Origin of the sequence: Streptococcus sp. HMSC064D12 (assembly GCF_001837205.1) — a bacterium.
GTDB lineage: Bacteria > Bacillota > Bacilli > Lactobacillales > Streptococcaceae > Streptococcus > Streptococcus salivarius_D.
On record NZ_KV831722.1, the window covers coordinates 186,249 to 210,513 of the forward strand.

Consider the following 24,265-nt stretch of genomic DNA (forward strand, 5'->3'; position numbering starts at 1 on the left):
AGTTATGACTGAAACTAAAACTGATACACAGCAGCAGCAGATGCTAAGAGGGACGGCATGGATGACAGCATCCAATATTATCAGCCGTCTATTAGGGGCACTCTACATTATTCCTTGGTATGCTTGGATGGGTAAACAAGGTGACCAAGCCAATGCCCTCTTTGGTCAAGGGTATAATATTTATGCTCTTTTCCTCTTGATTTCAACAGCGGGTATTCCAGTCGCAATTGCCAAACAGGTGTCTAAATACAACACACTTGGAAAGATGGAGACGAGTTTCTTCTTACTCAAGCGTATCTTGTATTACATGATTGGTCTCGGAGTGATCTTTGGCGTTTTCATGTACTTTGCTTCGCCGTGGATGTCTTACCTTTCTGGGGGAGACGAAGATCTGGTTCGCGTCATGCGTAGTCTTTCTTGGGCAGTTGTTATTTTCCCATCGATGTCTGTTTTACGAGGCTTTTTCCAAGGCTTTAACAACATGAAGCCTTATGCCTTGAGTCAGATTGCGGAACAGATTATCCGTGTTATTTGGATGCTGTTGGCGACCTTCTTCATCATGAAAATTGGGACAGGCGATTATGTGACGGCAGTTGTTCAATCGACTTTTGCCGCTTTCATCGGAATGTTGGCTAGTTATGGGGTGCTTTTCTTCTACCTTTGGAAGGAGGGCAAGCTCAAGAGTCTCTTTGGCAAGCAGGCTGTTCATCCGGATATCAATCCAACTGCAATTGTTATTGAAACCTTTAAGGAAGCTGTCCCTTTTATTATCACTGGATCTGCTATTCAGCTTTTCCAACTGATTGATCAATGGACCTTTATCCGTACTATGGAGAAGTTTACAAGCTATAGTAACAGTCAACTTCAGGTTCTCTATGCTTACTTGTCTTCAAACCCAAGTAAGATTACCATGATTTTGATTGCCGTTGCTCTTTCTATTGCCGGGGTTGGGATTCCACTCTTGACTGAAAATATGGTTAAGAAGGATCTTAAGGGGGCGGCTAAACTGATTATTAATAACTTACAGTTGCTTTTGCTCTTTATTGTTCCTGCCATTATAGGATCAGTGATTTTAGCTAAACCACTTTACACAGTTTTTTACGGGGCACCAGATAGTCAGGCCCACTTGCTCTTTGTAGCCAGTCTGATTCAAGTTATTTTCTTGGCCTTGTATAGCGTTTTAGCACCAATGCTTCAGGCAATCTTTGAAACCCGTAAAGCTATTAACTATTTTGCGATTGGGGTTTTAGTTAAGGCTATTCTACAGCTGCCATTGATTATTTTCTTAGGAGCCCTTGGCCCGGTTATTTCAACAGCCATCGGTTTAGGTGTTCCAATTGCTCTCATGTATAATCACCTCCACACTGTTACGCACTTTAGTCGTAAGACAGTGTTTAGAAAAGCCTTGCTCATCTGTATCCTTACAGTGCTCATGGCTATTCCAGTTGCGGTCTTCTATTGGTTGTTCCAGTTTGTACTGTCACCAACAAGTCGTATGGGTAGTGTGATTTACTTGGTCATTGGAGGAGGCCTTGGAATCGGTGTCTATGGTGTTCTTGCTCTTGTGACCCGTATGGCTGACCAATTGCTTGGTGCCCGAGCAGGTAGCCTACGGGCTAAATTACATATTAAATAAAATCTAAACCAAGTCATGTGGCTTGGTTTTTTTCTTTTCAACCTTTTCTGAAAAAGGAGTATAATAGGGGTGAAAAAATGAAATCGTTTTAATGATTTAGAATCGAGGAAAGGATTATGGCTGATTCTAGACAGGAAAATATAAAATTAGGAACCTATACTTCCGAACAGGTTTACGAGGTGTTGCAAACAAGTCATCAAGGCCTAAGTTCTCAAGAAGTCAAGGAGAGGCAGGCTACGTATGGTCCTAACCAATTGAAGGAAAGTAAGAAGGAGCCTATTTGGCTGGTCTTTTTCAGGCATTTTACAAGTCTCATGGCCCTCTTGTTGTGGGTTGGTGGTTTTATCGCTATGCTTTCTCATAGTTTAGAGTTGGGGATTGCAATTTGGTTGGTTAACATTATTAATGGCCTCTTTAGCTTTATTCAAGAATATAGGGCAAGTCAGGCGACGGCAGCTCTTAATAAGCTTCTTCCATCCTATGCGCGAGTTCTTCGTGATGGTAAGGAGGATAAGATTCTAGCTCAGGACTTGGTGCCAGGTGACTTGGTTTTCATTGAAGAAGGAGACCGTATTTCTGCAGATGGACGCTTGGTCGCTGTGACAGATTTGCGAGTTAATCAGTCTGCCCTCACTGGTGAGTCTAATCCTATTTATAAGTCAGATCAAGCAGATTTGACTCCCGACAAGACTGAGTTAGAGTATGACAATATGGTATTTGCAGGGACTACAGTCTCTTCTGGTTCTGGACATTTTATAGTATCTGCTATCGGGATGAAAACTGAGTTTGGACAGATTGCGGATTTGACACAGAATCTTGCTCAGGAAAAGAGTCCCCTTCAGAAAGAATTAGACCATTTGACTAAACAGATTTCAGTTATTGCGGTGTCTGTAGGTCTCTTCTTTATGGTCGCAGCGACTCTATTAGTCCATCAGCCTTTGTCTCAAGCCTTTATTTTTGCATTGGGGATGATTGTGGCCTTTATTCCTGAGGGGCTTCTTCCCACAGTTACTCTATCTTTAGCCATGGCCGTTCAGCGCATGGCTAAGGACCATGCTTTGGTTAAGAAGCTGTCTTCGGTTGAGACGTTGGGAGCAACTTCTGTTATTTGTTCAGATAAAACAGGAACTTTGACGCAAAATGCCATGACGGTTAACCATCTGTGGACCTTGTCAGACAGTTATGAGGTGACTGGGCTGGGTTATGCATCAGAAGGACAGATTGAGCAGGAAGGGCAACCTGTTTCTCTTAAAGAAAATGAGTTTCTTAATCGTTTGGTCCGATTCTCTCATTTGGCTAGTAATGCTCAAGTTGTGGCCCCTAGTGTTGATAATCCCAATTTTACAATTTTAGGTGATCCAACTGAGGCTTGTCTTAATGTTCTCGCTGAAAAAGCCGGAATTAATTTAAATGACAATCATATTTGGGCCCCTCGTATCAAGGAGATTCCCTTTGATTCTGATCGTAAACGGATGACGACAGTGCATAAGCTTGAAGCAGGATTGGATGGCAGTCATCATATCTCTATCACCAAAGGTGCTCCTAAAGAAGTGATGGAGCTTTGCTCGGACTACTATGATAATCAAGGGATGATTACATCATTGACGGCTACGGAGCGTCAGGCTATCCTTGCAGCTAACGACCAGTTTGCCCGAGATGGTTTACGTGTTTTGGCTGTGGCTTATAGACCTTTAGACAGTGAGCATGTTGGAGAAGACAAGTGGGACATGCAGACCTTGGAGGACAATATGGTCTTTCTAGGCTTGGTTGCCATGAGTGATCCGCCACGTCAGGGTGTGCGTGAAGCCATTGAAAAATGCCATAGAGCTAGTATTCGTATTATCATGGTGACAGGTGATTATGGTTTGACAGCTCTTAGCATTGCCAAGAAAATCGGAATTGTACAAGGGGACGATGCACGTGTTGTTTCAGGCCTTGAACTAGCTGATATGGATGACAATCAGCTTAAAGAAGCTCTTAAAGGCGAAATCGTTTTTGCTCGTGTAGCACCTGAACAAAAATACCGTGTGGTCAATGCCCTTCAAGAACTTGGCGAAGTTGTCGCTGTTACTGGTGATGGTGTTAATGATGCCCCTGCCCTTAAAAAAGCTGATATCGGTGTAGCTATGGGGGTATCAGGAACTGATGTTGCCAAGGAATCTGCAGATATGATCTTAACAGATGATCATTTTGCTTCTATTGTTCATGCTGTCGAAGAAGGGCGTGCAGTTTATAGAAATATTCAAAAATTCCTGACTTATATTTTTAATTCCAACACGCCAGAAGCCGTACCCTCTGCTTTCTTCTTGTTCTCTTTGGGACGCATACCTCTTCCCTTAACGGTTATGCAAATCCTAGCCATCGACCTGGGAACAGATATGATGCCCGCCTTGGGGCTGGGGGTTGAACCACCTGAAGAGGGCGTTATGGACAGACCACCAAGACGTCTTTCAGATCGCTTGCTCAATCGACAATTATTGATTAAGGCTTTTGTCTGGTATGGACTGATTGAAGCAGCCTTAGCGATGGGGGCTTTCTTCCTTAATTATTGGGTTAATCAAGGTAACTTAAACCATTTGGCCAGTTCAGGTCCTCTCTATCGAGAGGCAACTACCATGACATTAGGAGCTATTATCTTTACCCAAATTGGTATGGCTATGAATAGTCGTAAAGGTAGAGGGTCTATATTCCAAGTTAAACCATTTGCTAATCGGATTATTAGCTTAGGGATTGTTTTAGAAATTGTTCTCTTTATCATCCTGTCTTACGTGCCTTTCTTCCACACGCTATTTAACACTGCACCTATTGGACTTGATGATTGGCTCTATTTACTTGCTTGTCCGTTTGTTATTATGGCTTTGGAAGAAATCAGATATCGCTTATTTGATAAAAAGTAAGTCAGTAGCTTACTTCGGATTGCAGCGAGACTTTTAAATCATTTCTTAGTGCTTGAAACTATGATGTTTCAGGCACTTTTTGATGCTTGAAAACCTACTTTTGACAATCTCAAAAATTGGGCTTATTTTAAATTAGAGTCAGTATCTATCTGTCTTTTTAGGTTATAGAAATAAACTATAACTAACTATCAAGAATCCGTATGATGAACTTACCATTATTTTCAGAAAATAGTGATAAAATAGAGGTCATAGATATGGAGTATATCCACTTTACCATGTAGAAAGGGCACATTATGACACAAGAATATCAATTAGAAACCATTTTGGCACACGCAGGAATCAATTCGGATGAAGCAACAGGAGCCCTGGCTTCACCAATTCATTTTTCAACAACTTACCAACATCCAGAATTTGGCCATTCTACTGGTTTTGACTATACACGAACTAAAAATCCAACACGTGCAACAGTGGAAAAAACACTTGCAGCTATTGAAAAAGCAGATTATGCTATTGCGACAAGTTCAGGGATGAGTGCCATTGTTTTGGCCTTTGAAATTTTCCCAGTAGGCAGTAAGGTTGTAGCTGCGCGTGATCTTTACGGAGGTTCTTTCCGTTGGTTTAATGACAAGGAAAAAGAAGGTCGTTTCTTTTTTGAATACACAAATACAGAAGATGAGATGATTGCGGCTATTACAGAAGATACCGATATTGTCTACATCGAAACACCGACAAACCCACTTATGATTGAGTTTGATATTGAAAAAGTGGCCAAAATTGCTCATGACAAGGGTGCGGTGGTTATTGTTGATAATACTTTCTATAGCCCAATCTATCAAACCCCGATTACTCAAGGTGCTGATATCGTTGTACATTCAGCTACTAAATACCTATCAGGGCATAATGATGTTTTGGCTGGTGTTGTTGTGACTAGTAACCAAGAATTCTACGATAAACTTTATTATAACCTCAATACGACTGGTCCTACCTTATCACCATTTGATAGCTATATGCTTATGCGTGGTCTTAAGACTTTAAAACTTCGTATGGAGGCATCAACAGCCAATGCTCAAGAAGTTGTAGCTTTCTTAGAAAAGTCACCAGCTGTTAAGGAAGTCCTCTATCCAGGTAAGGGTGGTATGATTTCCTTCAAAGTGGCTAATCAAGACAAGATTCCTACCATTATCAATTCCCTAAAGGTCTTTACCTTTGCGGAGAGTCTAGGTGGTGTCGAAAGCTTGATTACCTACCCAACGACACAAACTCACGCAGATATTCCAAGTGATGTGCGTGCTTCCTATGGTTTGACAGACGACTTGCTTCGTCTTTCAATTGGTATTGAAGCAGCACAAGATTTGATTGCTGACTTGGAAAATGCCCTTAGTCTTTAAGGAGTTATCTATGACACGTTATGATTTTACAACACAACCAAATCGCTTGGATCAAAATACCATGAAATGGCACGAAGCCGAAAGTAATCCAGAACTACTTGAGCTTTGGGTTGCCGATATGGACTTCCTACCTGTTCCTGAGATTAGGGATGCAGTTATCAACTATGCTGAGACACATATTTTTGGTTATCCTTATCCAAGTGAAGAGCTTTATCAGTCCATCATTAATTGGGAAAAAAATCAACACGGTTACGTCGTTGATAAAGAGAGTATTGTTCTCATTGAAGGTGTTGTTCCAGCCATTTCAACAGCTATTCAAGCCTTTACCAAAGAAGGAGATGCTGTTCTCATCAACACACCAGTTTATCCACCTTTTGCTCGTTCGGTCCGTTTGAATAATCGTCGGTTGATTGAAAATAGTCTTGTTAAGGTTAATGGCCATTTCGAAATTGATTTTGAACAATTGGAACGTGATATCGTCGAGAATGATGTTAAACTTTATGTTTTCTGTAGCCCACATAACCCAGGTGGGCGTGTCTGGACTAAAGAAGAATTGACCAAGGTAGCAGATTTGTGTCAGAAACATGGTGTTCTCTTGGTATCTGATGAAATCCACCAAGACTTAGCCCTATATGGGAATAAGCACATCTCTATGAATACCATTTCAGATGCTTACAAGGACTTTACCTTGGTGCTTAGTTCGGCTACTAAAACCTTTAATATTGCTGGTACCAAAAACAGTTTTACTATCATTGAAAATGAAGACTTACGTAAAGCTTTTAAACAAAAGCAATTGGCAAATAATCAACATGAAATTCCAACCATTGGTTTGATTACAACTCAAGCAGCTCTGACCTATGGGAAACCTTGGATAGAGGAATTGAAAACTGTCTTTGAAACTAATATTGACCTTTTAACCAAAGAACTTAGTGAAAAGACCAATATCAAGGTCATGAAACCTGAGGGAACTTACTTGGTTTGGCTTGATTTTTCAGCCTATGATCAAGACCATAATGAACTTGGACGTTTACTTAAAGAAGAAGCCAAGGTAGTGCTAAATGACGGTATTACTTTTGGTTCCGAAGGAGAAAAACATTTCCGCTTTAACGTAGCTACGCCAACTACAGTTGTTGCAGAGGGAGTTAAACGTCTCGTTTCTGTCTTTGGAAAATAATAAAAGTGATGCGAACAGCATCACTTTTATTATTGTTATGAGTGTACATCGTAAATTTTCAAGTTTAATAGAAGATCTTTCTGAGTGGAGAAAACTTTGACATCCTGCTTGCCAGAGGTATTAAATCTGGCTAGAGTGTAGGTTTGGCCATTGGGAAAGAAGATTTCCAAGCTACGATTGTCTGTAATAAGCGTTATAGTGATATTATCAGTTTCCTTATAGTGACTGTCAGCTTTATAACCTTGACCGTTACCCAAGAGTCCATCGTAATAGTAAGAAGAGGCAGTTTGACTACCATCCATGCTGTTATTCAGTTCGGCAGCATAGGCAGAGACCTGATAGGTACCACTTGTTATTTGGTAGGCGATTTTAACGTAATCAGAGCCTTGCCAGATATCAATGTAGATATAGCCTCCTTCTTTCTTAATATTTGAAAAATGCAGTTGGTAATACCCTGCACTATTTTTTCCAGCAAGATCAAGAAGGCCATTAGCATTTTGATTGTGACTTTTATCAATCCAAGGTTTTCTATTGTCACTAGTGAGTGGTCTTTGACTTGAAATGTTGCCATTTTGATTTTTGAGGGTTAATTGTTCATTCTTATAAAGGGGAGTGGACTGAATAATATTGTTCTTATCTAGCTGTAGCTGTCTGGGTGTAGCGTAAAAACCGATAGTTTTTAGAAAATCACTCTTGGGCTCTTGGTCACTGTGAATGCCTGACGTGAAGTAATTCCAATTACCAACCCAGCCAAGACTGATAAGGTTATGATTGCTTTCTTCAATTCGATCGCTTCCAGTGAAGTTAGCGCCATAATAGTCTGAGCCTTGATCTAAGCGTTTTGTTTCTGTATCTGCAATAAATAAGCCGTTACCATCTAAATGCCCTACAGTATAGTAGGTTCCAGTTGTTTCGCCTGAAGCTGTATCCTTAGCTCCAAAAAAGAGAACTTGCTTGTCCTGACCGTCGGTTGTTGTCATTGTTTTGAGAACGGGACACTCGATAGGAGCATTGTCCTGCCACTTACGACCCTTAAAAAATGTTTCGGGTAGGATTTTGGAGACTCCCTTGCTATCTGCTTTGTTCCAGTTGATGCCATCTTGAGATTGATAAACACCTAGTGCGTCACCTTCAGCGACATACATGAGTAATTTGTCTTTGAAGTGGAAGACATAAGGATCGCGGAAGTCTTTACCGTTATAGGATTGTTCCTTTGTCAATAAAGGTTTACCATCTTTTAAGGCATTAGTAAAGCTAGCTCCCTTGTCATTTGATGCACTAGCATAGATTGCTTGGCTTCCATCATCCGTGAGTCCAGTAAAATAGGCGACAGGTTCTTCGTTTTGGATATCAGAAATCCCCTGACTATCTGTGACTACACTACCTGTCCAAGCAGAATGCCATCCTTCTTTAGAGTCGCCACCCTTTGATGGTATAGCAGTCTCTTGTTTACTATAGGTGATAAAATCTTTAGTCGTTGTATGTGTCCAATCTTGACCGTTGGGTCCAAAAGGATCAGTAGCCCCATCCACAGAGTGTAGAAAATAGATATCATAGTAATTTTTTTCTTGATTCCATACGATAGTCTGTAGGTCGTTAGACCATCCTTTATGAGATGCTAGATGAAAGGTTTGACTCACAGAAGCCTTATTTGTTTTTGGAGAAGGATTGTTAACGTTCTCATTTTTCATTATAAAAACAAAAAATAAGATTAAAAAAGCAATAATAAAAATTAGAGAAGGATATTTTGATTCCATATAGTAATATTTCCTGATTAAATTGCATGTTTTTATAGTTATTATTTTAACAAAAAAATAGTTTTTTACAAAAAATATCAATTTGTCATTAAAAAAAGATTGGAATTTAGATAAAAAAATGATAGAATGGAACATGTAAAAACCTAAAAGGAGAGTTTATATGGATATTACAGTTAATTCACAGTCAAATACAGTAGCACCAAAGCAAGCAGAGTGCAAAAAGATGCGTTATAGCATCCGTAAGGTAGCCACAGTAGGGGCAACATCAGCACTCGTTGGTACCTTGGCGTTTTTGGGTGCCACTCAGGTAAAAGCTGATCAAGTTACAGAAACAGCACCAGCGGTAGCTACTGCGACAGCAACACCAGAAACAAGCACAGCATCTCTAACGGTAGCCAGTGAAACAGCAACAAGTGTGGCAACTTCAGAAGCAGTTGAATCTTCAGTTGCACATTCAGAGGTTGCAACTAAACCAGTTACAGAGACACAACCAAGCAACACAACTCCATCAGTAGTTGAAGAAAAGGCGTCTAGCACAGTAGTGACATCTTCATCAGATGCAACAACACCTTCAGCGACTGTTGCTGCAGTTTCTGCTCCGGCTCATACATCAGAGGCTGCAGTAGAAGCACCAACTTCAACAGCAAGCTCAGAAGCAGCTGATACACACACTGAAGTAGACCTTAAAGTTTCTGAAAACAGCGCGGCTAATGCCAACCTTAGTAAACTTAATGGTCGTATCAAGTCTATTGTTGAAGAGAATATGACCTCAGATCAAATCGTTGCCTTGACTGAAGAAGAAATTAAAGCACTTAATAAGGTTGACTTTAGTGATGATGCTATCAAAGGTACAGGTACTAGCTTGACTTACCGTAACTTGAAGGATATCGTTGCTAGCTTCTTGAAGCAAGACAGCAAATTGGCTGTTCCTTACTTTAAAGCAGATACAATTATCAATATGCCTGCTTTCAACACTGTTGATGCCCAAACGATGAAAAAAGAAGAAATCGACGTTTGGGATTCTTGGCCAGTCCAAGATGCTAAGTCAGGTGTAGTTAGCAACTGGAATGGTTACCAGTTGGTTATCTCAATGGCCGGTGCACCAAATAAAAATTCAAACCACATTTACTTGCTCTATAGAAAATATGGGGATAATGACTTTACTCATTGGAAAAATGCGGGTCCAATCTTTGGTTACAATGCCCTTGAAGATGACCAACAATGGTCAGGTTCAGCGACTGTTAACTCTGATGGTAGTATCCAACTTTATTACACTAAGAATGATACTAGTGGTGGTAAATTAAACTGGCAACAATTGGCTAGTGCTACACTTAACTTGGCTGTTGAAAACGACGAAGTTGTTATCAAGTCAGTTGAAAATGACCACATTCTCTTTGGTGGAGATAATTATCACTATCAAAGCTATCCTAAATTTATGAGTACTTTTGATGATGACCATAACCATGATGGTAATCCAGACCGTACGGATAACTACTGTCTTCGTGACCCACACATCATTGAAGATAACGGTAGCCGTTACCTTATTTTTGAATCAAATACAGGTGACGAAAACTACCAAGGCGAAAAACAAATTTACAAATGGTCAAACTATGGAGGAGATGACGCCTTTAACCTTAAGTCATTCCTCAATATTGTTAATAATAAACACCTTTACAACCTTGCATCATGGGCAAATGGTTCTATCGGTATCTTGAAACTTGATGATAATGAGAAAAATCCATCTGTAGCTGAACTTTACACACCGCTTGTCACTAGCCACATGGTTACTGATGAAGTAGAACGTCCAAGTGTTGTTAAGATGGGTGGCAAGTATTACCTCTTCACTGCTTCACGTATCAACAAATCTACGGATGCTGAAGGTACTGTAGCAGCGCGTGAAGCTGTCGGTGATGATGTTGTCATGCTTGGATTCGTATCAGACAGCCTCCGTGGGAAATACCGTCCACTTAACGGCTCAGGTGTGGTCTTGACAGCCTCTGTACCAGCTGACTGGCGTACATCTACTTATTCTTACTATGCGGTTCCTGTTGAAGGCTCATCAGATACTCTTTTGGTAACTTCTTACATGACTAACCGTGGTGGAATTGCCGGTGCTGAGAATAAATCAACATGGGCTCCAAGCTTCCTTATCAAGATGAATGCAGATGATACTACAGAAGTTCTTCCTAAGATGACGAATCAAGGTGACTGGATTTGGGATAAATCTAGTGAAAGCTTGGTACACGTAGGCGATCAAAACAGTGCTAAATTGCCAAACGAGGACTTTAATGTAGATTATTATGCGGTATCGGGTTATGGTCTTAAACCACATACTTATCCTACAGTTGATGGTTCAACAGGCGTTTCTGAAGCTCACGGTGTCTTGACTGTAACTGTTAAAGATGGTAAAGACAAGAAGGCAGATAAGCCAGAAACACCAGTAAGTCCAACAGAAGGTAACCATTCTGTTGATGATAAGACTAATAAACCAGGCACTTCTAAACCAGCGGACAATAATCAACCATCAGCTGATAAAGAAGATAAACCAACAAATCCTACGAATCCGGATTCTCCAGCTCGTACTCCTTTCCCATATTATGGAGACCACTCTAATGATAACAATTCTTCAAATGATCATCATGTAGCGGTCCCTGTGAAACCTTCGACAGGAGATTCTGTGGGTGATCGTCGTCCAGTAGCTCAAGCCGCAGAGATTGCGACACCAGTACCAAAGACTATTGTAGCAACTGGACCAACTGTTCCAACGAATACTGTTAAAGAAGAGTCTGTGACTGAAACAGAAGCTCCAAAACCAGTTAAGTCTGAAGAAAAAGTTCAGTCTCACGGAGTTGATAAAGCTAATGAAGTAACTAAGTCTGATGAGTCAAGTAAAGGCAACAATACTAAAGTTGCTGCCAAACTTGCTACGACTCCTAAGACACCAAGTGATTCAGAAGGTTCAAACAGCAACATTCTTTCAATCTTGGCGACTATCTTTGCAGCAATTGCTAGTCTAGCTCTTCTTGGCTATGGTTTGGTCACAGGAAAGATTCATTTACCTAAAAAATAATCCTTTTCAAAAACGTTTGCAGAAAAGCAAGCGTTTTTTTTGCCTTTTTGATATAATGGAGTGAGTATAAAGCAAAGGAAGAAACTATTATGGGTAAATTTCAAGTTATTTCACATCCACTGATTCAACATAAACTTTCAATCCTCCGTCGTGAGGATACTTCTACTAAGGACTTCCGTGAGCTAGTTAATGAAATTGCTATGCTTATGGGTTACGAAGTATCTCGTGACCTTCCTCTCGAAGAGGTTGAAATTCAAACACCAATTACCAAAACAGTACAAAAACAACTTTCTGGTAAGAAATTAGCGATTGTTCCAATCCTTCGTGCGGGTATTGGTATGGTCGATGGTTTTCTTAGCCTTGTACCAGCAGCTAAAGTTGGTCATATTGGTATGTATCGTGATGAGGAAACTCTTGAGCCGGTTGAGTACTTGGTTAAATTACCAGAAGACATTGATCAACGTCAGATCTTTGTAGTAGACCCAATGCTTGCGACTGGTGGTTCAGCAATCTTGGCAGTAGACTCACTTAAAAAACGTGGCGCTGCTAATATCAAGTTTGTTTGCTTGGTTGCAGCACCAGAAGGTGTCAAAAAATTGCAAGATGCTCACCCAGATATCGATATCTACACAGCATCTTTGGATGAGAAACTTAATGAAAACGGTTATATTGTTCCAGGTCTTGGAGATGCAGGTGACCGTCTCTTTGGTACAAAATAAGTTGAAAAGGGAAAATTTCCCTTTTTTTACTAGATTAATAAGTTTAAAGTGAAATTATTTTAGGGGGGGTTAGCACTCTTTCCAAAAGAGTGCTAAGAATGATGTTTTTTATTTGACCTAATTTGACTAAAATCATATAATAGCATCAAGACAATATTAAAAGGAGGATTCATATGATTCCTGTAGTAATTGAACAAACATCACGCGGTGAGCGTTCTTATGATATTTACTCACGTTTGCTCAAGGATCGTATCATCATGTTAACAGGTCCTGTTGAAGATAATATGGCAAACTCAATTATTGCCCAACTCTTGTTTTTGGATGCTCAAGACAATACAAAAGATATCTATCTTTATGTTAATACACCAGGTGGATCCGTTTCGGCTGGTCTTGCCATTGTTGATACAATGAACTTCATCAAGTCTGATGTTCAGACTATCGTTATGGGGATGGCAGCATCTATGGGAACAGTTATCGCTTCCAGCGGTACCAAAGGTAAACGTTTCATGTTGCCAAATGCAGAGTACATGATTCACCAACCAATGGGCGGTACTGGTGGCGGTACGCAACAAACAGACATGGCTATCGCAGCTGAACACTTGCTCAAGACACGTAATAATTTGGAGCAAATCTTGGCAGATAATTCTGGACAACCAATTGAAAAAGTTCATGTAGACGCTGAACGTGACAATTGGATGAGTGCTCAAGAAACGCTTGAATATGGTTTCATCGATGAAATCATGGCTAATAACCAATTAAAATAAACTGAGCTTGTCTTAAACAAAAGTCAGATGCAAATCGGTTGTATAAGGACCGTTTCATCTGGCTTTTTGTGTTATAATAGAAAACATGTTAATAATCAATGAGGAGTTGCTTGTGATTGATCAAGCTATAGAGTGTCTTGTTTCGTATTTTCTAAAGCTACCTGAGGTAGAGAATTATCGTTTGAAACGCCAGAAATTCGAAAATGACAGAGGACTTCAAGAGCAACTCTTTGCATTTCAAGAATTAAAAGATAGCTATGATGCTGCTAAGGCGTATGAGGCTTTTAGACCAGATGTGAGAGAGTTGAAACGTCAGGTTTTGCGAATGAAGCGCCAAATTGATTTAAACGAGGTGGTTATTGGCTATCGTCAGGTAGAGTTCGATTTACAGACTATTTTAGCCAATCTTGGTGAGGAGATTGCCCAAGCCGTTTCAGACCAGATTTTTATTGATACTGGCCTACCTCTTGCCCCTCATAAACCACATCATAAAAAGGGAGACACTAACATAAAGGAGAAGATGAGTCATGATTAAGCGTCAAGGCATTATTGTTTATTTATATTACAATAGAGACTTACGTAAAATTGCCAAGTTTGGAGATGTTGTCTACCATTCTTATAAGATGCGTTATGTGCACCTTTATGTAGATGAGGACAAGGTCGAGGATATTTTGAAAGAGCTCGATGGAATGAAAGCAGTGAAAAAAGTTCTGCCTTCCTACTATTCTGATATTGATATGGACTTTGTAGGTAGTCTGGAACGTTACGACACCTCAGTCCCTGAACCGTTTAAGAACTTTTCTCTTTAATGAGAGAAAAGTTTTTTTCTTTTTAAAGAGTTATTCTTAAAGTAATGGAAACGATTACTGTCGCTAAAGCTTAGTTTTGTGTAGTTGACAATTGTCTGATAATTCTGTAAGCTATAAGATGGACTTTTTTAAGAAAATATTAAGGAGAAATCTTATGTCTAAAAAGATCACACTTATTGTGTTAGCCTTTTTTGCTTCCGTTTTCTTGGTTGCCTGTGGCAAGTCACCAGATGTGACTGCTAATGCCAATGGTACTAAGATTGGCGATACAATCAAAATTGGTGTTAACATGGAGTTGACAGGTGCCGTTGCAGCCTATGGTAAGGCGGAGCAGAATGGTATTAAGTTGGCTGTTGACGAAATTAACAAAGCTGGTGGCGTCGATGGCAAAAAGCTTGAGCTTGTCACAAAAGATAATAAATCTGAAAATGCTGAAGCTTCAACATCTTCAACGAACTTGGCTATTCAGAATAATGTAAATGCTATCGTTGGTCCAGCGACATCAGGTGCTGTTGCTGCGGCTAGCCTCGTATCACAAAAAACAGGGGTTCCTTTGCTGACACCTTCAGGTACGCAGGATGACCTTACGGTAGATGCTAATGGTACGAAGAAATTCGTTTTCCGTACAACCTTCAAGGATAGTTACCAAGGTAAAGTTTTGGCAGCTTATTCTTACAATAATTTGAATGCTAAGAAAGTAGTTCTCTACTATGATAATGCTTCAGATTATGCCAAAGGTATTGCGGATGAATTTAAGCGTGAATATAAAGGTCAAATCGTTACTGAAGCTACCTTTGCTTCAGGGGACAAGGACTATCAGTCAGCCTTGACTAAATTTAAAGACCTTGATTATGATGCTATTGTAATGCCAGGTTACTATACTGAGACTGGTATTATTACAAAACAAGCACGTGACCTTGGAATTGATAAACCAATCCTTGGACCTGACGGATTCAGTGATGCGAAATTTACTGAGCTTGCAGGTAAAAAGAATGCTTCAAACGTCTACTATGTATCAGGATATTCAACAAATGTTGCCCTTTCTGACAAGGCATCAGGATTCATCGAAGCATATAAGAAAGCTTACAACACTGACCCAAATATGTTTGCTGCTCTAGCTTACGATTCTGTTTATATGATTGCAGAAGCATCAAAAGATGCGAAAACATCAGTTGATATTGCTGATAACTTAGCACATTTGAAAAACTTTGTCGGGGTTACAGGTAAAATGACGATTGATAAGGATCATAACCCTATTAAAGCAGCTCTTATGGTTAAAAGAGATAATGGTGAAGAGGTTTCAGCGGAAGCCGTTGAAATTGAAAAATAATCTGTTATCTATACTAAAAATGAACTAGAAAGTTTGGTTAAATATGTTTTTTGAACAACTTCCCCAACAACTAGTCAATGGTATCATCTTGGGTAGTATCTATGCCTTACTTGCCCTTGGATATACCATGGTTTATGGGATTATCAAATTGATTAACTTTGCCCATGGAGACATCTATATGATGGGTGCCTTCGTTGGTTACTATGCGATTAATAGCCTTGGAATGAATTTCTGGGTTGCCCTTGTCTTTGCTATGCTTGTCTGTGCGATTTTAGGGGTTGTCATTGAGTTCTTGGCTTATCGCCCACTCCGTAATTCGACACGTATTTCTGCCTTGATTACGGCTATCGGTGTCTCATTCTTCCTTGAGTACATCATGGTTCTCTTTGTAGGTGCAGATACACGTTCATTCCCTCAAAAGATTGCAATTAAGACTTATCATCTTGGATCAATCTCTGTAACAAATGTGCAATTGCTTATCTTGGTAGTTGCCCTTGTCCTTATGGTTGCTCTTCAATTGATTATTAAAAAGACTAAGATGGGTAAAGCTATGCGTGCCGTATCTGTAGACAGTGATGCAGCTGAATTGATGGGTATTAATGTTAATAACACTATCAGCTTCACTTTTGCTCTTGGATCATCACTAGCAGGGGCAGCGGGTGTCCTTATTGGTCTTTACTATAACTCTATCGAACCTCTTATGGGTATGACACCAGGTATTAAAGCCTTTGTTGCTGCCGTTCTTGGTGGTATCGGTATTATCCCTGGTGCAGCACTTGGTGGATTTGTTATCGGTATTTTGGAGACATTATCAACTGCAATTGGTTTGTCAAGTTACCGTGATGCCATCGTTTATGGTGTCTTGATCGTTATCCTTTTGGTTCGCCCAGCGGGTATCCTCGGTAAAAATGTGAAAGAGAAGGTGTAAGACATGAAGAAAAATCTAAAAGTAAACCTTATTTGGTTTGGTCTTATCATTGGGCTCTTCCTTATCTTGAAAGGTCTTGAACTTTCAGGTATCATGAACCTTTACTACATCCAAATCTTAATGGGAATTGGGATCTCAATCCTTATGGGACTTGGTACTAATCTGGTTCTTGGTTTCTCAGGGCAATTTACACTTGGACAAGCTGGTTTCATGGCAATTGGTGCCTATTCATCAGCTATCATTACTGGTATGATGCCAACATATGACGGTTTCTACCTCTCAATGGTTGTCGGTGTCATCATCGCAGCTATTGTTGCCCTTATCTTTGGTCTACCTACCCTTCGTTTGAAAGGGGACTACCTTGCCATTGCAACTCTTGGTATGGCTGAAATCATCCGTATCATTATCGTTAATGGTGGTGAATTGACTAATGGTGCTGCTGGTTTGACAGGTATCCTTCCTTATACAAGTTGGCCTGTAATTTATTTCTTTGTGGTAATCATTACAATTTTGGTACTTAACTTCTTGCGTTCAGCAACTGGACGTCAAGCAATCACTCTTCGTGAAGATGAAATTGCTGCTGAGTCAATGGGTGTTAATGTCACAAAAATGAAGGTTCTTATCTTTGTTATTGGTGCCATGATTTCAGCGATTGCTGGTTCACTTTATGTCAGCTACATCGGTACAGTTGTGCCAAAAGATTTCACTATCATGAAATCAATTGATTACCTTATCATTGCCGTTCTTGGTGGTCTTGGATCTATCACAGGTACTATTATTGCTGCTGTTGTTCTTGGTATTATCAACATGTTCCTCCAAAACGTTTCAAACCTTCGTATGATTATTTACGCCTTGGCTTTGATTCTTGTAATGCTCTTCCGTCCAGGTGGACTTCTTGGAACAAAAGAACTCTATCTCTCAAAATTCTTCAATAAATCTAAGGAGGGCAAATAATAATGGCACTTCTTGAAGTTAAAAATCTAACTAAAAACTTCGGTGGTTTGACTGCCGTTGGTGATGTTTCAATGGAACTCAATGAAGGTGAGTTGGTTGGGCTTATCGGACCAAATGGTGCTGGTAAAACAACCTTGTTCAACCTTTTGACAGGTGTCTATGAGCCAAGTGAAGGAACGATTACACTTGATGGTACAGTCCTAAACGGTAAAGCACCTTATAAAATCGCTTCACTCGGTTTGTCACGTACATTCCAAAATATCCGTCTTTTCAAAGACATGACTGTGCTTGAAAATGTTCTTGTTGGTTTGTCAAATAAGCAACCTTCAAATTTCTTTGCATCTCTTTTGCGTTTGCCTAAGTACTACTCAAGTGAAGAAGAGTTAAAAGCAAAAGCTATGGAACTCTTGGCTATCTTCAACTTGGATGGTGAGGCAGATACGCTTGCGAAAAACTTAGCTTATGGGCAACAACGTCATTTGGAAATTGTTCGTGCACTTGCAACAGAACCAAAAATTCTTTTCCTTGATGAACCAGCTGCGGGTATGAATCCACAAGAAACAGCTGAATTGACTGCTCATATTCGTCAAATTCAAAAAGACTTTGGTATTACAATCATCTTGATTGAACATGATATGAGTTTGGTCATGGATGTTACTGAGCGTATCTATGTTTTGGAATACGGACGCTTGATTGCAGAAGGAACACCTGATGAAATTAAGAATAACAAACGCGTTATTGAAGCTTACTTGGGAGGTGAAGCATAATGGCTATGTTGAAAGTTGAAAATCTCTCAATTAAATATGGATCTATTGAAGCTGTTAAAAATGTTAGCTTTGAAGTTAATGAAGGTGAAGTTGTAACTCTTATCGGTGCTAACGGTGCAGGTAAAACATCAATTCTCCGTACAATCTCAGGTCTTGTTCGTCCAACTGAGGGAACCATTTCTTATCTCGGAAATGAGATCCACAAAACACCTGCACGTAAGATTGTTGCTGAAGGTTTAGCTCAAGTACCTGAGGGACGTCATGTATTTGCAGGATTAACCGTAATGGAAAATCTTGAAATGGGAGCTTTCCTTCATACAAATAAAGAAGAGAACGCAGCTCTCTTGAAAAAAGTCTTCCAACGTTTCCCACGCCTAGAAGAACGTAAGAATCAGGATGCAGCGACACTTTCTGGTGGTGAACAACAAATGCTTGCAATGGGCCGTGCCCTTATGAGTCGTCCAAAACTTTTGCTTTTGGATGAGCCTTCAATGGGACTTGCTCCAATCTTTATTCAGGAAATTTTTGATATTATCGAAGATATTAAGGCACAAGGGACTACCGTTCTTTTGATTGAGCAAAATGCCAATAAGGCTTTGTCAATTGCAGACCGTGGTTACGTTCTTGAAACTGGTAAAGTGGTTCTTTCAGGTACTGGTGAAGAACTTCTTGCATCAGATGAAGTTCGTAAAGCCTATCTTGGAGGATAAGAAAAAGCGCCCGAGGGCGTTTTTCTATCGTCTCATACTGATTGTAAAATACGAATTTTTCAGTAAAATATTGCAATCGGTTACAATTAGTGTGGTATAATACAAGTAAGAAATCATTCGGAGGAAAATGAAACATGGCAGTAAAAGATTTTATGACGAAACGTGTGGTTTATGTCTCACCAGAAACAACAGTTGCAGCAGCTGCAGATATTATGCGTGATAAAGAATTGCGCCGTTTGCCGGTAATTGAACACGATAAACTTGTTGGGCTTATTACAGAAGGTACAATGGCAGAGGCTTCACCATCAAAAGCAACAAGCTTGTCAATTTATGAAATGAACTATCTCCTTAATAAGACAAAAGTAGGAGATATCATGATTAAGAATGTCCTCACTGTTTCCAAATATGCTAGCCTTGAGGATGCAATCTATATCATGCTTCAAAATAAGGTTGGAGTTCTTCCGGTTGTGGACAATGACCAAATTTCAGGAATTATCACAGATAAAGATGTCTTTCGTGCTTTCTTGGAAATTTCTGGTTATGGTCAAGCTGGAATTCGTATTGGGTTGGAAGTTCCAGATACTCCACGTGTTTTGGAAAAAATTGCGAACCTTATCGCTAGTGAGAATCTCAACATCGAACGTACAATTGTTGCACCTAAAAATGACACCGTACTTCGTGTCGAACTCCAAGTTGAAGGAGAGATTGGAATTGAACAACTCAAGAAAGTTTTTGTAGAAGCAGGATTCACAGTTACTGAAATTGCAGAGACAGAAGCAAAAGAGTTAGACTAATAAAGAAGATAAAACAAATTCTTTAGACTTCAGTTATCCTAAAAAATAGAAAGTTTGTAGGAACAGTTCAGTGGAAATGAGATTATAATCCTTGCTTTTTCTAGTAATTAATGAACTACAGGCTTGAACTTTATACAATAAAAAAGAGGCTAGAACATATGTTCCAGCTTCTTTTTTATTAGTCTTGAAAATCATAAAGTGTTGTAGAGAGGTAGCGTTCACCATTGTCAGGCAAGAGTGTCAAGACTTTCTTACCTTCACCAAGTTCAGCAGCAATCTTAAGGGCGGCAGCAATAGCAGCACCTGATGAGATACCAGCTAGGAAACCTTCTTGGCTACCCAATGTACGTGATGTTGCGATAGCTTCATCAGAAGGAATACGCACAACACTGTCATATGATTTTGTATCCAATGTGTCAGGAATGAAACCAGTTGAGATACCTTGGATTTTGTGTGGTCCTGGTTTATCACCATTCAAGACAGCAGATTCGTCAGCTTCAATACCGTAAACCTTGATATTTGGATTAGCAGCCTTAAGGGTTTTTGAAACACCTGAAATAGTACCACCAGTACCGATACCAGCAACAAAAGCATCCAAACCTTCTGCACCAAAATCTTCAAGGATTTCTTGACCAGTTGTAGCCGCGTGGACAGCTGGGTTTGATGGGTTGGCAAATTGAAGTGGTACCCAACCGTTGCGTTCAGCAGCAACTTCTTTAGCTTTAGCAATCGCACCTTTCATTCCTTCGCTACCAGGAGTCAATACAAGTTCAGCTCCATAAGCTTGGATGATTTTACGACGTTCAACACTCATTGTGTCAGGCATTACGATAACAACTTTATAGCCTTTAGCAGCACCAACCCAAGCGAGACCAATACCAGTGTTACCTGAAGTTGGTTCAACAATGGTATCACCAGGTTTAATAGTACCAGCTTTTTCAGCATCTTCAATCATACGAAGAGCAATACGGTCTTTTACTGAAGAACCAGGGTTAAAGGCTTCGAGTTTAACGTAAACATCTGCTGATCCTTCTGGAACAATAGAGTTAAGTTTAATAACAGGTGTTTTTCCAACAAGTTCAGTGATTGAGTTGTAAATTGTCATATTTAAAATCCTCTTAATCTTTGATTGATGGTTTTAAGTATACGACGGTAGGCTCAACTTGTAAAATACATCTTCTTTATCACTGTGATAACGTTTGACTATCAGATAGGAATTTCAACGATTTTCTTTCCAGATTTTTCATAAGTGACTTTCCCTTGATAGAATTCGGTTAGTTCCTGACCGAGTCTTTTAATCTCAGACTCTTCGACAAATAAAGTAGTAGAAACATCTGATAAGAAAGTTGTATCAAATTCTTGGAGTCCTTCTTTTTCAAGGAAGTTGGAGAAGACTTGGTACTGAGAGTAGGTTAACTCTACGGTTAGTCCTGTTAATTCCTTGACTTCCACTCGACCAATTTCTTCAATAGCATGGGCAACGCTACCAGAGTAAGCGCGGATAAGACCACCTGCCCCAAGTTTGATTCCTCCAAAATAACGAGTCACAACAGCTACGACATTAGTAAGTCCTTGTTTTTCTAGAACAGTCAGCATAGGCACTCCGGCTGTTCCAGAAGGTTCGCCATCATCACTCGAACGTTTAATTTGACCATCATCTCCAACAATCATTGCAGAGCAAGAGTGATTGGCCTTGTGATGCTCTTTCTTTATCTGAGCGATGTACTCTCTTCCTTCCTCTTCACTACTAATACGTTTCAAGTGACAAATAAAACGAGATTTTTTTATTTCTTCTTCAACGATTCCATCGTTGGCAATAGTTTTGTAATCCATAAAAAAATTTTATCATAAAAAGATGAATTCAAACATATTTTCGAATAGAAAGATATGGTACCTAAAGAATATTATGGACGACTATTTACGAAAGAACAGTTGTCAGTGGACTATCACTCAGAGGCTTTTACATTAGAAAGCATGATAAAGGTCGATAAACAACTTAGATGTAAAAGATGTTACAGTCAGATAGGGGAAGATTGGCAATTACCGGAAGGTCAGTATTATTGCAGAGCGTGTATTGTCTTTGGCAGAAACCAAGAAGGAAAAGAACTTTATTATTTTCCTTCAAAAACATCTGAAATTGAATTTCCTGCTTTGAAGTGGTTGGGGAAACTGACTCCCTATCAAGCTGAGGTCTCAGAGAAGCTTTTAGAAACATATCAAAAACAGAAAGACAGCCTCGTACATGCTGTGACTGGTGCTGGGAAGACCGAGATGATTTATAAAATCGTTGCCTATGTTCTTGAAGGTAAAGGTAATGTAGCTATCGCAAGTCCTCGGGTTGATGTTTGTCGAGAGTTATTTCTTCGTATGCAGAGGGATTTTACTTGTAGTATTTCTCTGCTTCATGCTGAGAGTGAACCATATGATGGTAGTCCGCTTGTAATAGCTACCACCCATCAACTACTAAAGTTTTACCAGAACTTTGACCTAGTTATCGTTGATGAGGTTGATGCATTCCCTTTTGTAGGAAATGTCATGTTAAATCATGCTGTGGAGCAGGCAAAGAAGGAAACCGGTCGCTATATTTACTTAACAGCGACTTCTACAATATCTTTGGAAGAGCAAGTTCGACTTGGAACTTTAGAAAAGCATCACCTTGCCAGACGTTTCCATGGAAATCCTTTAGTACTTCCTAAATTCTGTTGGCAGGGAAGACTACAAAAATCTCTAATGAGAGGCAAGCTTCCAAGACCTCTTGTTTATCAGATTAAAAAGCAACGTAAATCAAAGTTTCCTCTATTAATCTTTTTTCCAAATATAGCGATAGGTGAAAAGTTTACTAGCATTCTGCAAAAATATCTTCCAGACGAAAAAATGGCCTTTGTTTCCTCAAAAAGTGAGGAGCGTTCAACTGTCGTAGAGAAGTTCCGAGAAAAAGAACTATCCGTCTTAGTGACAACAACTATCCTCGAACGTGGTGTGACCTTTCCACAAGTAGATGTTTTTGTTTGCATGGCAAATCATCACTTATACACTAGTTCGAGTCTTATTCAGATAGGAGGTCGAGTTGGAAGATCCCCAGATAGACCGACAGGAAAGCTTTATTTCTTTCATGAAGGACTATCCAAATCTATGCTTCGTTGTCGAGAAGAAATAAAAGTTATGAATAAAAAAGGAGGATTTAACAATGAAGTGTCTACTATGTAATGACTGGATTGAATCAGTGCCAAAATTAAGAGACCTGATTACGTTTAACCAGAGAGAAGAGTACTCCTGCTTATCTTGTAAAAATCAGTTTAAAAAACTTTCAAAAGAAAGATGTCAAAATTGTAATAAGGAGTTACATAGAGATACCTGTATTGATTGTAAACTTTGGATGAAAAAAGGCTATATTCCTAAGCACCTTGCCATTTATCACTATGAAGAAAACATGAAAGATTATTTTAGCCGCTATAAATTTATGGGAGACTATTGTCTTAGAAAAACATTTCAAAAAGATATAAAAAATAAGTTAAAACCATTTTTGACGAAAGGTTTTACCATAGTGCCGGTCCCATTATCGGAAGAACGCTTGGCAGAAAGAGGATTTAACCAAGTTGAGGGATTGATAGAGGGAATTCCCTATCAGGATATCTTTGAGAAAAGAGATATTGAGAAGCAATCATCGAAAACACGCAAGGAGCGTTTAAGTCAAGATAATGCCTTCTGTCTCAAGAAAGGTATAGATGTACCAGATAAGATTATTATAGTGGATGATATCTATACAACAGGATCTACTTTATATCAGATGGTTCAACTATTAGAAGGTATAGATATTAAAGAAGTTTTGACCTTTTCACTAGCTAGATAATAAAAATCCTTGCAAATTTTCATGAAAAGGATATAATATAGATAAAGAAAACGCTAACAAGCGAGAAAGAGGTCTTTTATGATTAAATATAGTATCCGTGGCGAAAACATCGAAGTAACTGAAGCACTTCGTGACTATGTTGAAAGTAAACTTAGCAAAGTTGAAAAATACTTCAACGAAGACCAAGAATTGAATGCACGTGTAAATCTTAAGGTTTATCGCGAAAAGACAGCTAAAGTAGAGGTTACTATTCCAACAGGTTCTGTAACACTAAGAGCAGAAGATGTTTCGCAAGATATGTATGGTTCTATTGACCTGGTGGTTGATAAGATTGAAAGACAAATCCGTAAAAATAAAACAAAAATTGCACGTAAGCATCGTGAAAAAGTTCCAACAGGAGAAGTGTTCTCAGCTGATTTTAATAACGAACAAGTTGAAGAAGCACCAGCTGTTGAAGTTGTAAGAACTAAAAACATTGAGTTGAAACCAATGGATGTTGAAGAAGCCATCCTTCAAATGGAGTTGTTGGGTCATGACTTCTTTATCTATACAGATAGTGAAGATCATACAACTAATGTTCTCTATAAACGAGAAGACGGAAACTACGGTTTGATTGAAGCTAAATAATTAAAAAATAAAGGAAGTAGGTTGAGAGACGTGCTTCCTTTATTTTTTTCAAAAACCCTATTGACAAGAATTTATTTGGGTGATAAGATGT

The 24,265-nt window shown here is 39.3% G+C and carries 21 protein-coding genes; 18 read left to right on the forward strand and 3 right to left on the reverse strand.

Annotation, left to right across the window (positions count from 1 at the left end; all coding sequences use genetic code 11):
- The first annotated feature begins 4 nt into the window (after positions 1–4).
- The 4 genes from HMPREF2697_RS01770 (at position 5) to HMPREF2697_RS01785 (ending at position 7,095) form a co-directional block, all read left to right on the forward strand.
- On the forward strand, positions 5–1,636 hold the full coding sequence (locus tag HMPREF2697_RS01770; protein ID WP_045768760.1) for a putative polysaccharide biosynthesis protein: 1,632 nt from the start codon (positions 5–7) through the stop codon (positions 1,634–1,636).
- A 116-nt stretch (positions 1,637–1,752) separates the two neighbouring features.
- Positions 1,753–4,533, forward strand: a complete 2,781-nt coding sequence (locus HMPREF2697_RS01775; protein ID WP_070849367.1) for a cation-translocating P-type ATPase — start codon at positions 1,753–1,755, stop codon at positions 4,531–4,533.
- Positions 4,534–4,826: 293 nt separating this feature from the next.
- On the forward strand, positions 4,827–5,921 hold the full coding sequence (locus HMPREF2697_RS01780; RefSeq protein ID WP_022496356.1) for a cystathionine gamma-synthase: 1,095 nt from the start codon (positions 4,827–4,829) through the stop codon (positions 5,919–5,921).
- Positions 5,922–5,931: 10 nt separating this feature from the next.
- Entirely contained in the window at positions 5,932–7,095 is a 1,164-nt protein-coding gene (locus HMPREF2697_RS01785; protein ID WP_070579534.1) for a MalY/PatB family protein, read from the forward strand.
- A gap of 35 nt (positions 7,096–7,130) precedes the next feature.
- On the opposite strand, the gene HMPREF2697_RS01790 is transcribed toward HMPREF2697_RS01785, so the two are convergent.
- Complete coding sequence (locus tag HMPREF2697_RS01790) at positions 7,131–8,735, reverse strand: glycoside hydrolase family protein (RefSeq protein WP_224118999.1); 1,605 nt, start codon at positions 8,733–8,735, stop codon at positions 7,131–7,133.
- Positions 8,736–9,012: 277 nt separating this feature from the next.
- On the opposite strand from HMPREF2697_RS01790, the gene HMPREF2697_RS01795 reads away from it, so the two are divergent.
- The 11 genes from HMPREF2697_RS01795 to HMPREF2697_RS01845 all read left to right on the forward strand — a co-directional run bounded on the left by HMPREF2697_RS01795 (position 9,013) and on the right by HMPREF2697_RS01845 (position 19,697).
- Positions 9,013–11,922 (forward strand): glycoside hydrolase family 68 protein, encoded by a 2,910-nt coding sequence (locus HMPREF2697_RS01795; RefSeq protein ID WP_045771731.1) that lies wholly within the window; start codon positions 9,013–9,015, stop codon positions 11,920–11,922.
- 89 nt (positions 11,923–12,011) lie between these two features.
- Positions 12,012–12,641: a uracil phosphoribosyltransferase gene (gene upp, locus HMPREF2697_RS01800; RefSeq protein WP_002883819.1), complete on the forward strand. Its 630-nt coding sequence runs from the start codon at positions 12,012–12,014 to the stop codon at positions 12,639–12,641.
- A gap of 173 nt (positions 12,642–12,814) precedes the next feature.
- Complete coding sequence (gene clpP / locus HMPREF2697_RS01805) at positions 12,815–13,405, forward strand: ATP-dependent Clp protease proteolytic subunit ClpP (protein ID WP_002886628.1); 591 nt, start codon at positions 12,815–12,817, stop codon at positions 13,403–13,405.
- 85 nt (positions 13,406–13,490) lie between these two features.
- The gene (locus HMPREF2697_RS01810) at positions 13,491–13,940 is read left to right on the forward strand and encodes a YlbF/YmcA family competence regulator (protein ID WP_070849369.1); all 450 of its coding nucleotides are present in this window, start codon (positions 13,491–13,493) and stop codon (positions 13,938–13,940) included.
- Positions 13,933–14,214 (forward strand): YlbG family protein, encoded by a 282-nt coding sequence (locus tag HMPREF2697_RS01815; RefSeq protein WP_002890011.1) that lies wholly within the window; start codon positions 13,933–13,935, stop codon positions 14,212–14,214. Before HMPREF2697_RS01810 ends, HMPREF2697_RS01815 begins: the two co-directional genes overlap by 8 nt.
- Positions 14,215–14,368: 154 nt before the next feature.
- Positions 14,369–15,544: an ABC transporter substrate-binding protein gene (locus HMPREF2697_RS01820; RefSeq protein WP_045771732.1), complete on the forward strand. Its 1,176-nt coding sequence runs from the start codon at positions 14,369–14,371 to the stop codon at positions 15,542–15,544.
- 43 nt (positions 15,545–15,587) lie between these two features.
- Positions 15,588–16,472 (forward strand): branched-chain amino acid ABC transporter permease, encoded by an 885-nt coding sequence (locus HMPREF2697_RS01825; protein ID WP_070849372.1) that lies wholly within the window; start codon positions 15,588–15,590, stop codon positions 16,470–16,472.
- 3 nt (positions 16,473–16,475) lie between these two features.
- The gene (locus HMPREF2697_RS01830) at positions 16,476–17,426 is read left to right on the forward strand and encodes a branched-chain amino acid ABC transporter permease (RefSeq protein ID WP_002883720.1); all 951 of its coding nucleotides are present in this window, start codon (positions 16,476–16,478) and stop codon (positions 17,424–17,426) included.
- A 2-nt stretch (positions 17,427–17,428) separates the two neighbouring features.
- Positions 17,429–18,193, forward strand: coding sequence for an ABC transporter ATP-binding protein (locus tag HMPREF2697_RS01835; protein ID WP_045771733.1), 765 nt, complete (start codon positions 17,429–17,431; stop codon positions 18,191–18,193).
- On the forward strand, positions 18,193–18,903 hold the full coding sequence (locus HMPREF2697_RS01840) for an ABC transporter ATP-binding protein (RefSeq protein WP_013990087.1): 711 nt from the start codon (positions 18,193–18,195) through the stop codon (positions 18,901–18,903). The genes HMPREF2697_RS01835 and HMPREF2697_RS01840 overlap by 1 nt, the downstream gene beginning before the upstream one ends.
- 134 nt (positions 18,904–19,037) lie before the next feature.
- Entirely contained in the window at positions 19,038–19,697 is a 660-nt protein-coding gene (locus HMPREF2697_RS01845) for a CBS and ACT domain-containing protein (protein ID WP_070849374.1), read from the forward strand.
- Between the two features lie 178 nt (positions 19,698–19,875).
- Here the strand turns inward: HMPREF2697_RS01845 and cysK are convergent, their stop codons facing one another.
- Positions 19,876–20,802, reverse strand: a complete 927-nt coding sequence (gene cysK / locus HMPREF2697_RS01850) for a cysteine synthase A (RefSeq protein WP_070849377.1) — start codon at positions 20,800–20,802, stop codon at positions 19,876–19,878.
- Positions 20,803–20,903: 101 nt separating this feature from the next.
- A complete protein-coding gene (locus tag HMPREF2697_RS01855; protein WP_070849380.1) occupies positions 20,904–21,530 on the reverse strand; it encodes a YigZ family protein in 627 nt (208 codons plus the stop codon).
- Positions 21,531–21,584: 54 nt separating this feature from the next.
- Between HMPREF2697_RS01855 and HMPREF2697_RS01860 the strand changes: the two genes are divergently transcribed.
- From HMPREF2697_RS01860 to hpf, 3 genes are all read left to right on the forward strand, one after another.
- The gene (locus HMPREF2697_RS01860) at positions 21,585–22,904 is read left to right on the forward strand and encodes an ATP-dependent helicase ComFA (protein WP_070849383.1); all 1,320 of its coding nucleotides are present in this window, start codon (positions 21,585–21,587) and stop codon (positions 22,902–22,904) included.
- Positions 22,885–23,547 carry a ComF family protein gene (locus HMPREF2697_RS01865; RefSeq protein ID WP_070849386.1) on the forward strand — a complete coding sequence of 221 codons (663 nt, stop codon included), beginning with the start codon at positions 22,885–22,887 and terminating at the stop codon, positions 23,545–23,547. Before HMPREF2697_RS01860 ends, HMPREF2697_RS01865 begins: the two co-directional genes overlap by 20 nt.
- A gap of 78 nt (positions 23,548–23,625) precedes the next feature.
- The gene (hpf, locus tag HMPREF2697_RS01870) at positions 23,626–24,174 is read left to right on the forward strand and encodes a ribosome hibernation-promoting factor, HPF/YfiA family (protein ID WP_002883786.1); all 549 of its coding nucleotides are present in this window, start codon (positions 23,626–23,628) and stop codon (positions 24,172–24,174) included.
- Positions 24,175–24,265: the final 91 nt, after the last annotated feature.

What these genes read in the sequence shown, in the direction of transcription:
- HMPREF2697_RS01770 (WP_045768760.1), top strand. Translation starts at nt 5, where the DNA reads ATGACTGAAACTAAAACTGATACACAGCAGCAGCAGATGCTAAGAGGG.
- HMPREF2697_RS01775 (WP_070849367.1), top strand. Translation starts at nt 1,753, where the DNA reads ATGGCTGATTCTAGACAGGAAAATATAAAATTAGGAACCTATACTTCC.
- HMPREF2697_RS01780 (WP_022496356.1), top strand. Translation starts at nt 4,827, where the DNA reads ATGACACAAGAATATCAATTAGAAACCATTTTGGCACACGCAGGAATC.
- HMPREF2697_RS01785 (WP_070579534.1), top strand. Translation starts at nt 5,932, where the DNA reads ATGACACGTTATGATTTTACAACACAACCAAATCGCTTGGATCAAAAT.
- HMPREF2697_RS01795 (WP_045771731.1), top strand. Translation starts at nt 9,013, where the DNA reads ATGGATATTACAGTTAATTCACAGTCAAATACAGTAGCACCAAAGCAA.
- upp (WP_002883819.1), top strand. Translation starts at nt 12,012, where the DNA reads ATGGGTAAATTTCAAGTTATTTCACATCCACTGATTCAACATAAACTT.
- clpP (WP_002886628.1), top strand. Translation starts at nt 12,815, where the DNA reads ATGATTCCTGTAGTAATTGAACAAACATCACGCGGTGAGCGTTCTTAT.
- HMPREF2697_RS01810 (WP_070849369.1), top strand. Translation starts at nt 13,491, where the DNA reads ATGTTAATAATCAATGAGGAGTTGCTTGTGATTGATCAAGCTATAGAG.
- HMPREF2697_RS01815 (WP_002890011.1), top strand. Translation starts at nt 13,933, where the DNA reads ATGATTAAGCGTCAAGGCATTATTGTTTATTTATATTACAATAGAGAC.
- HMPREF2697_RS01820 (WP_045771732.1), top strand. Translation starts at nt 14,369, where the DNA reads ATGTCTAAAAAGATCACACTTATTGTGTTAGCCTTTTTTGCTTCCGTT.
- HMPREF2697_RS01825 (WP_070849372.1), top strand. Translation starts at nt 15,588, where the DNA reads ATGTTTTTTGAACAACTTCCCCAACAACTAGTCAATGGTATCATCTTG.
- HMPREF2697_RS01830 (WP_002883720.1), top strand. Translation starts at nt 16,476, where the DNA reads ATGAAGAAAAATCTAAAAGTAAACCTTATTTGGTTTGGTCTTATCATT.
- HMPREF2697_RS01835 (WP_045771733.1), top strand. Translation starts at nt 17,429, where the DNA reads ATGGCACTTCTTGAAGTTAAAAATCTAACTAAAAACTTCGGTGGTTTG.
- HMPREF2697_RS01840 (WP_013990087.1), top strand. Translation starts at nt 18,193, where the DNA reads ATGGCTATGTTGAAAGTTGAAAATCTCTCAATTAAATATGGATCTATT.
- HMPREF2697_RS01845 (WP_070849374.1), top strand. Translation starts at nt 19,038, where the DNA reads ATGGCAGTAAAAGATTTTATGACGAAACGTGTGGTTTATGTCTCACCA.
- cysK (WP_070849377.1), bottom strand. Translation starts at nt 20,802, where the DNA reads ATGACAATTTACAACTCAATCACTGAACTTGTTGGAAAAACACCTGTT.
- HMPREF2697_RS01855 (WP_070849380.1), bottom strand. Translation starts at nt 21,530, where the DNA reads ATGGATTACAAAACTATTGCCAACGATGGAATCGTTGAAGAAGAAATA.
- HMPREF2697_RS01860 (WP_070849383.1), top strand. Translation starts at nt 21,585, where the DNA reads ATGGTACCTAAAGAATATTATGGACGACTATTTACGAAAGAACAGTTG.
- HMPREF2697_RS01865 (WP_070849386.1), top strand. Translation starts at nt 22,885, where the DNA reads ATGAAGTGTCTACTATGTAATGACTGGATTGAATCAGTGCCAAAATTA.
- hpf (WP_002883786.1), top strand. Translation starts at nt 23,626, where the DNA reads ATGATTAAATATAGTATCCGTGGCGAAAACATCGAAGTAACTGAAGCA.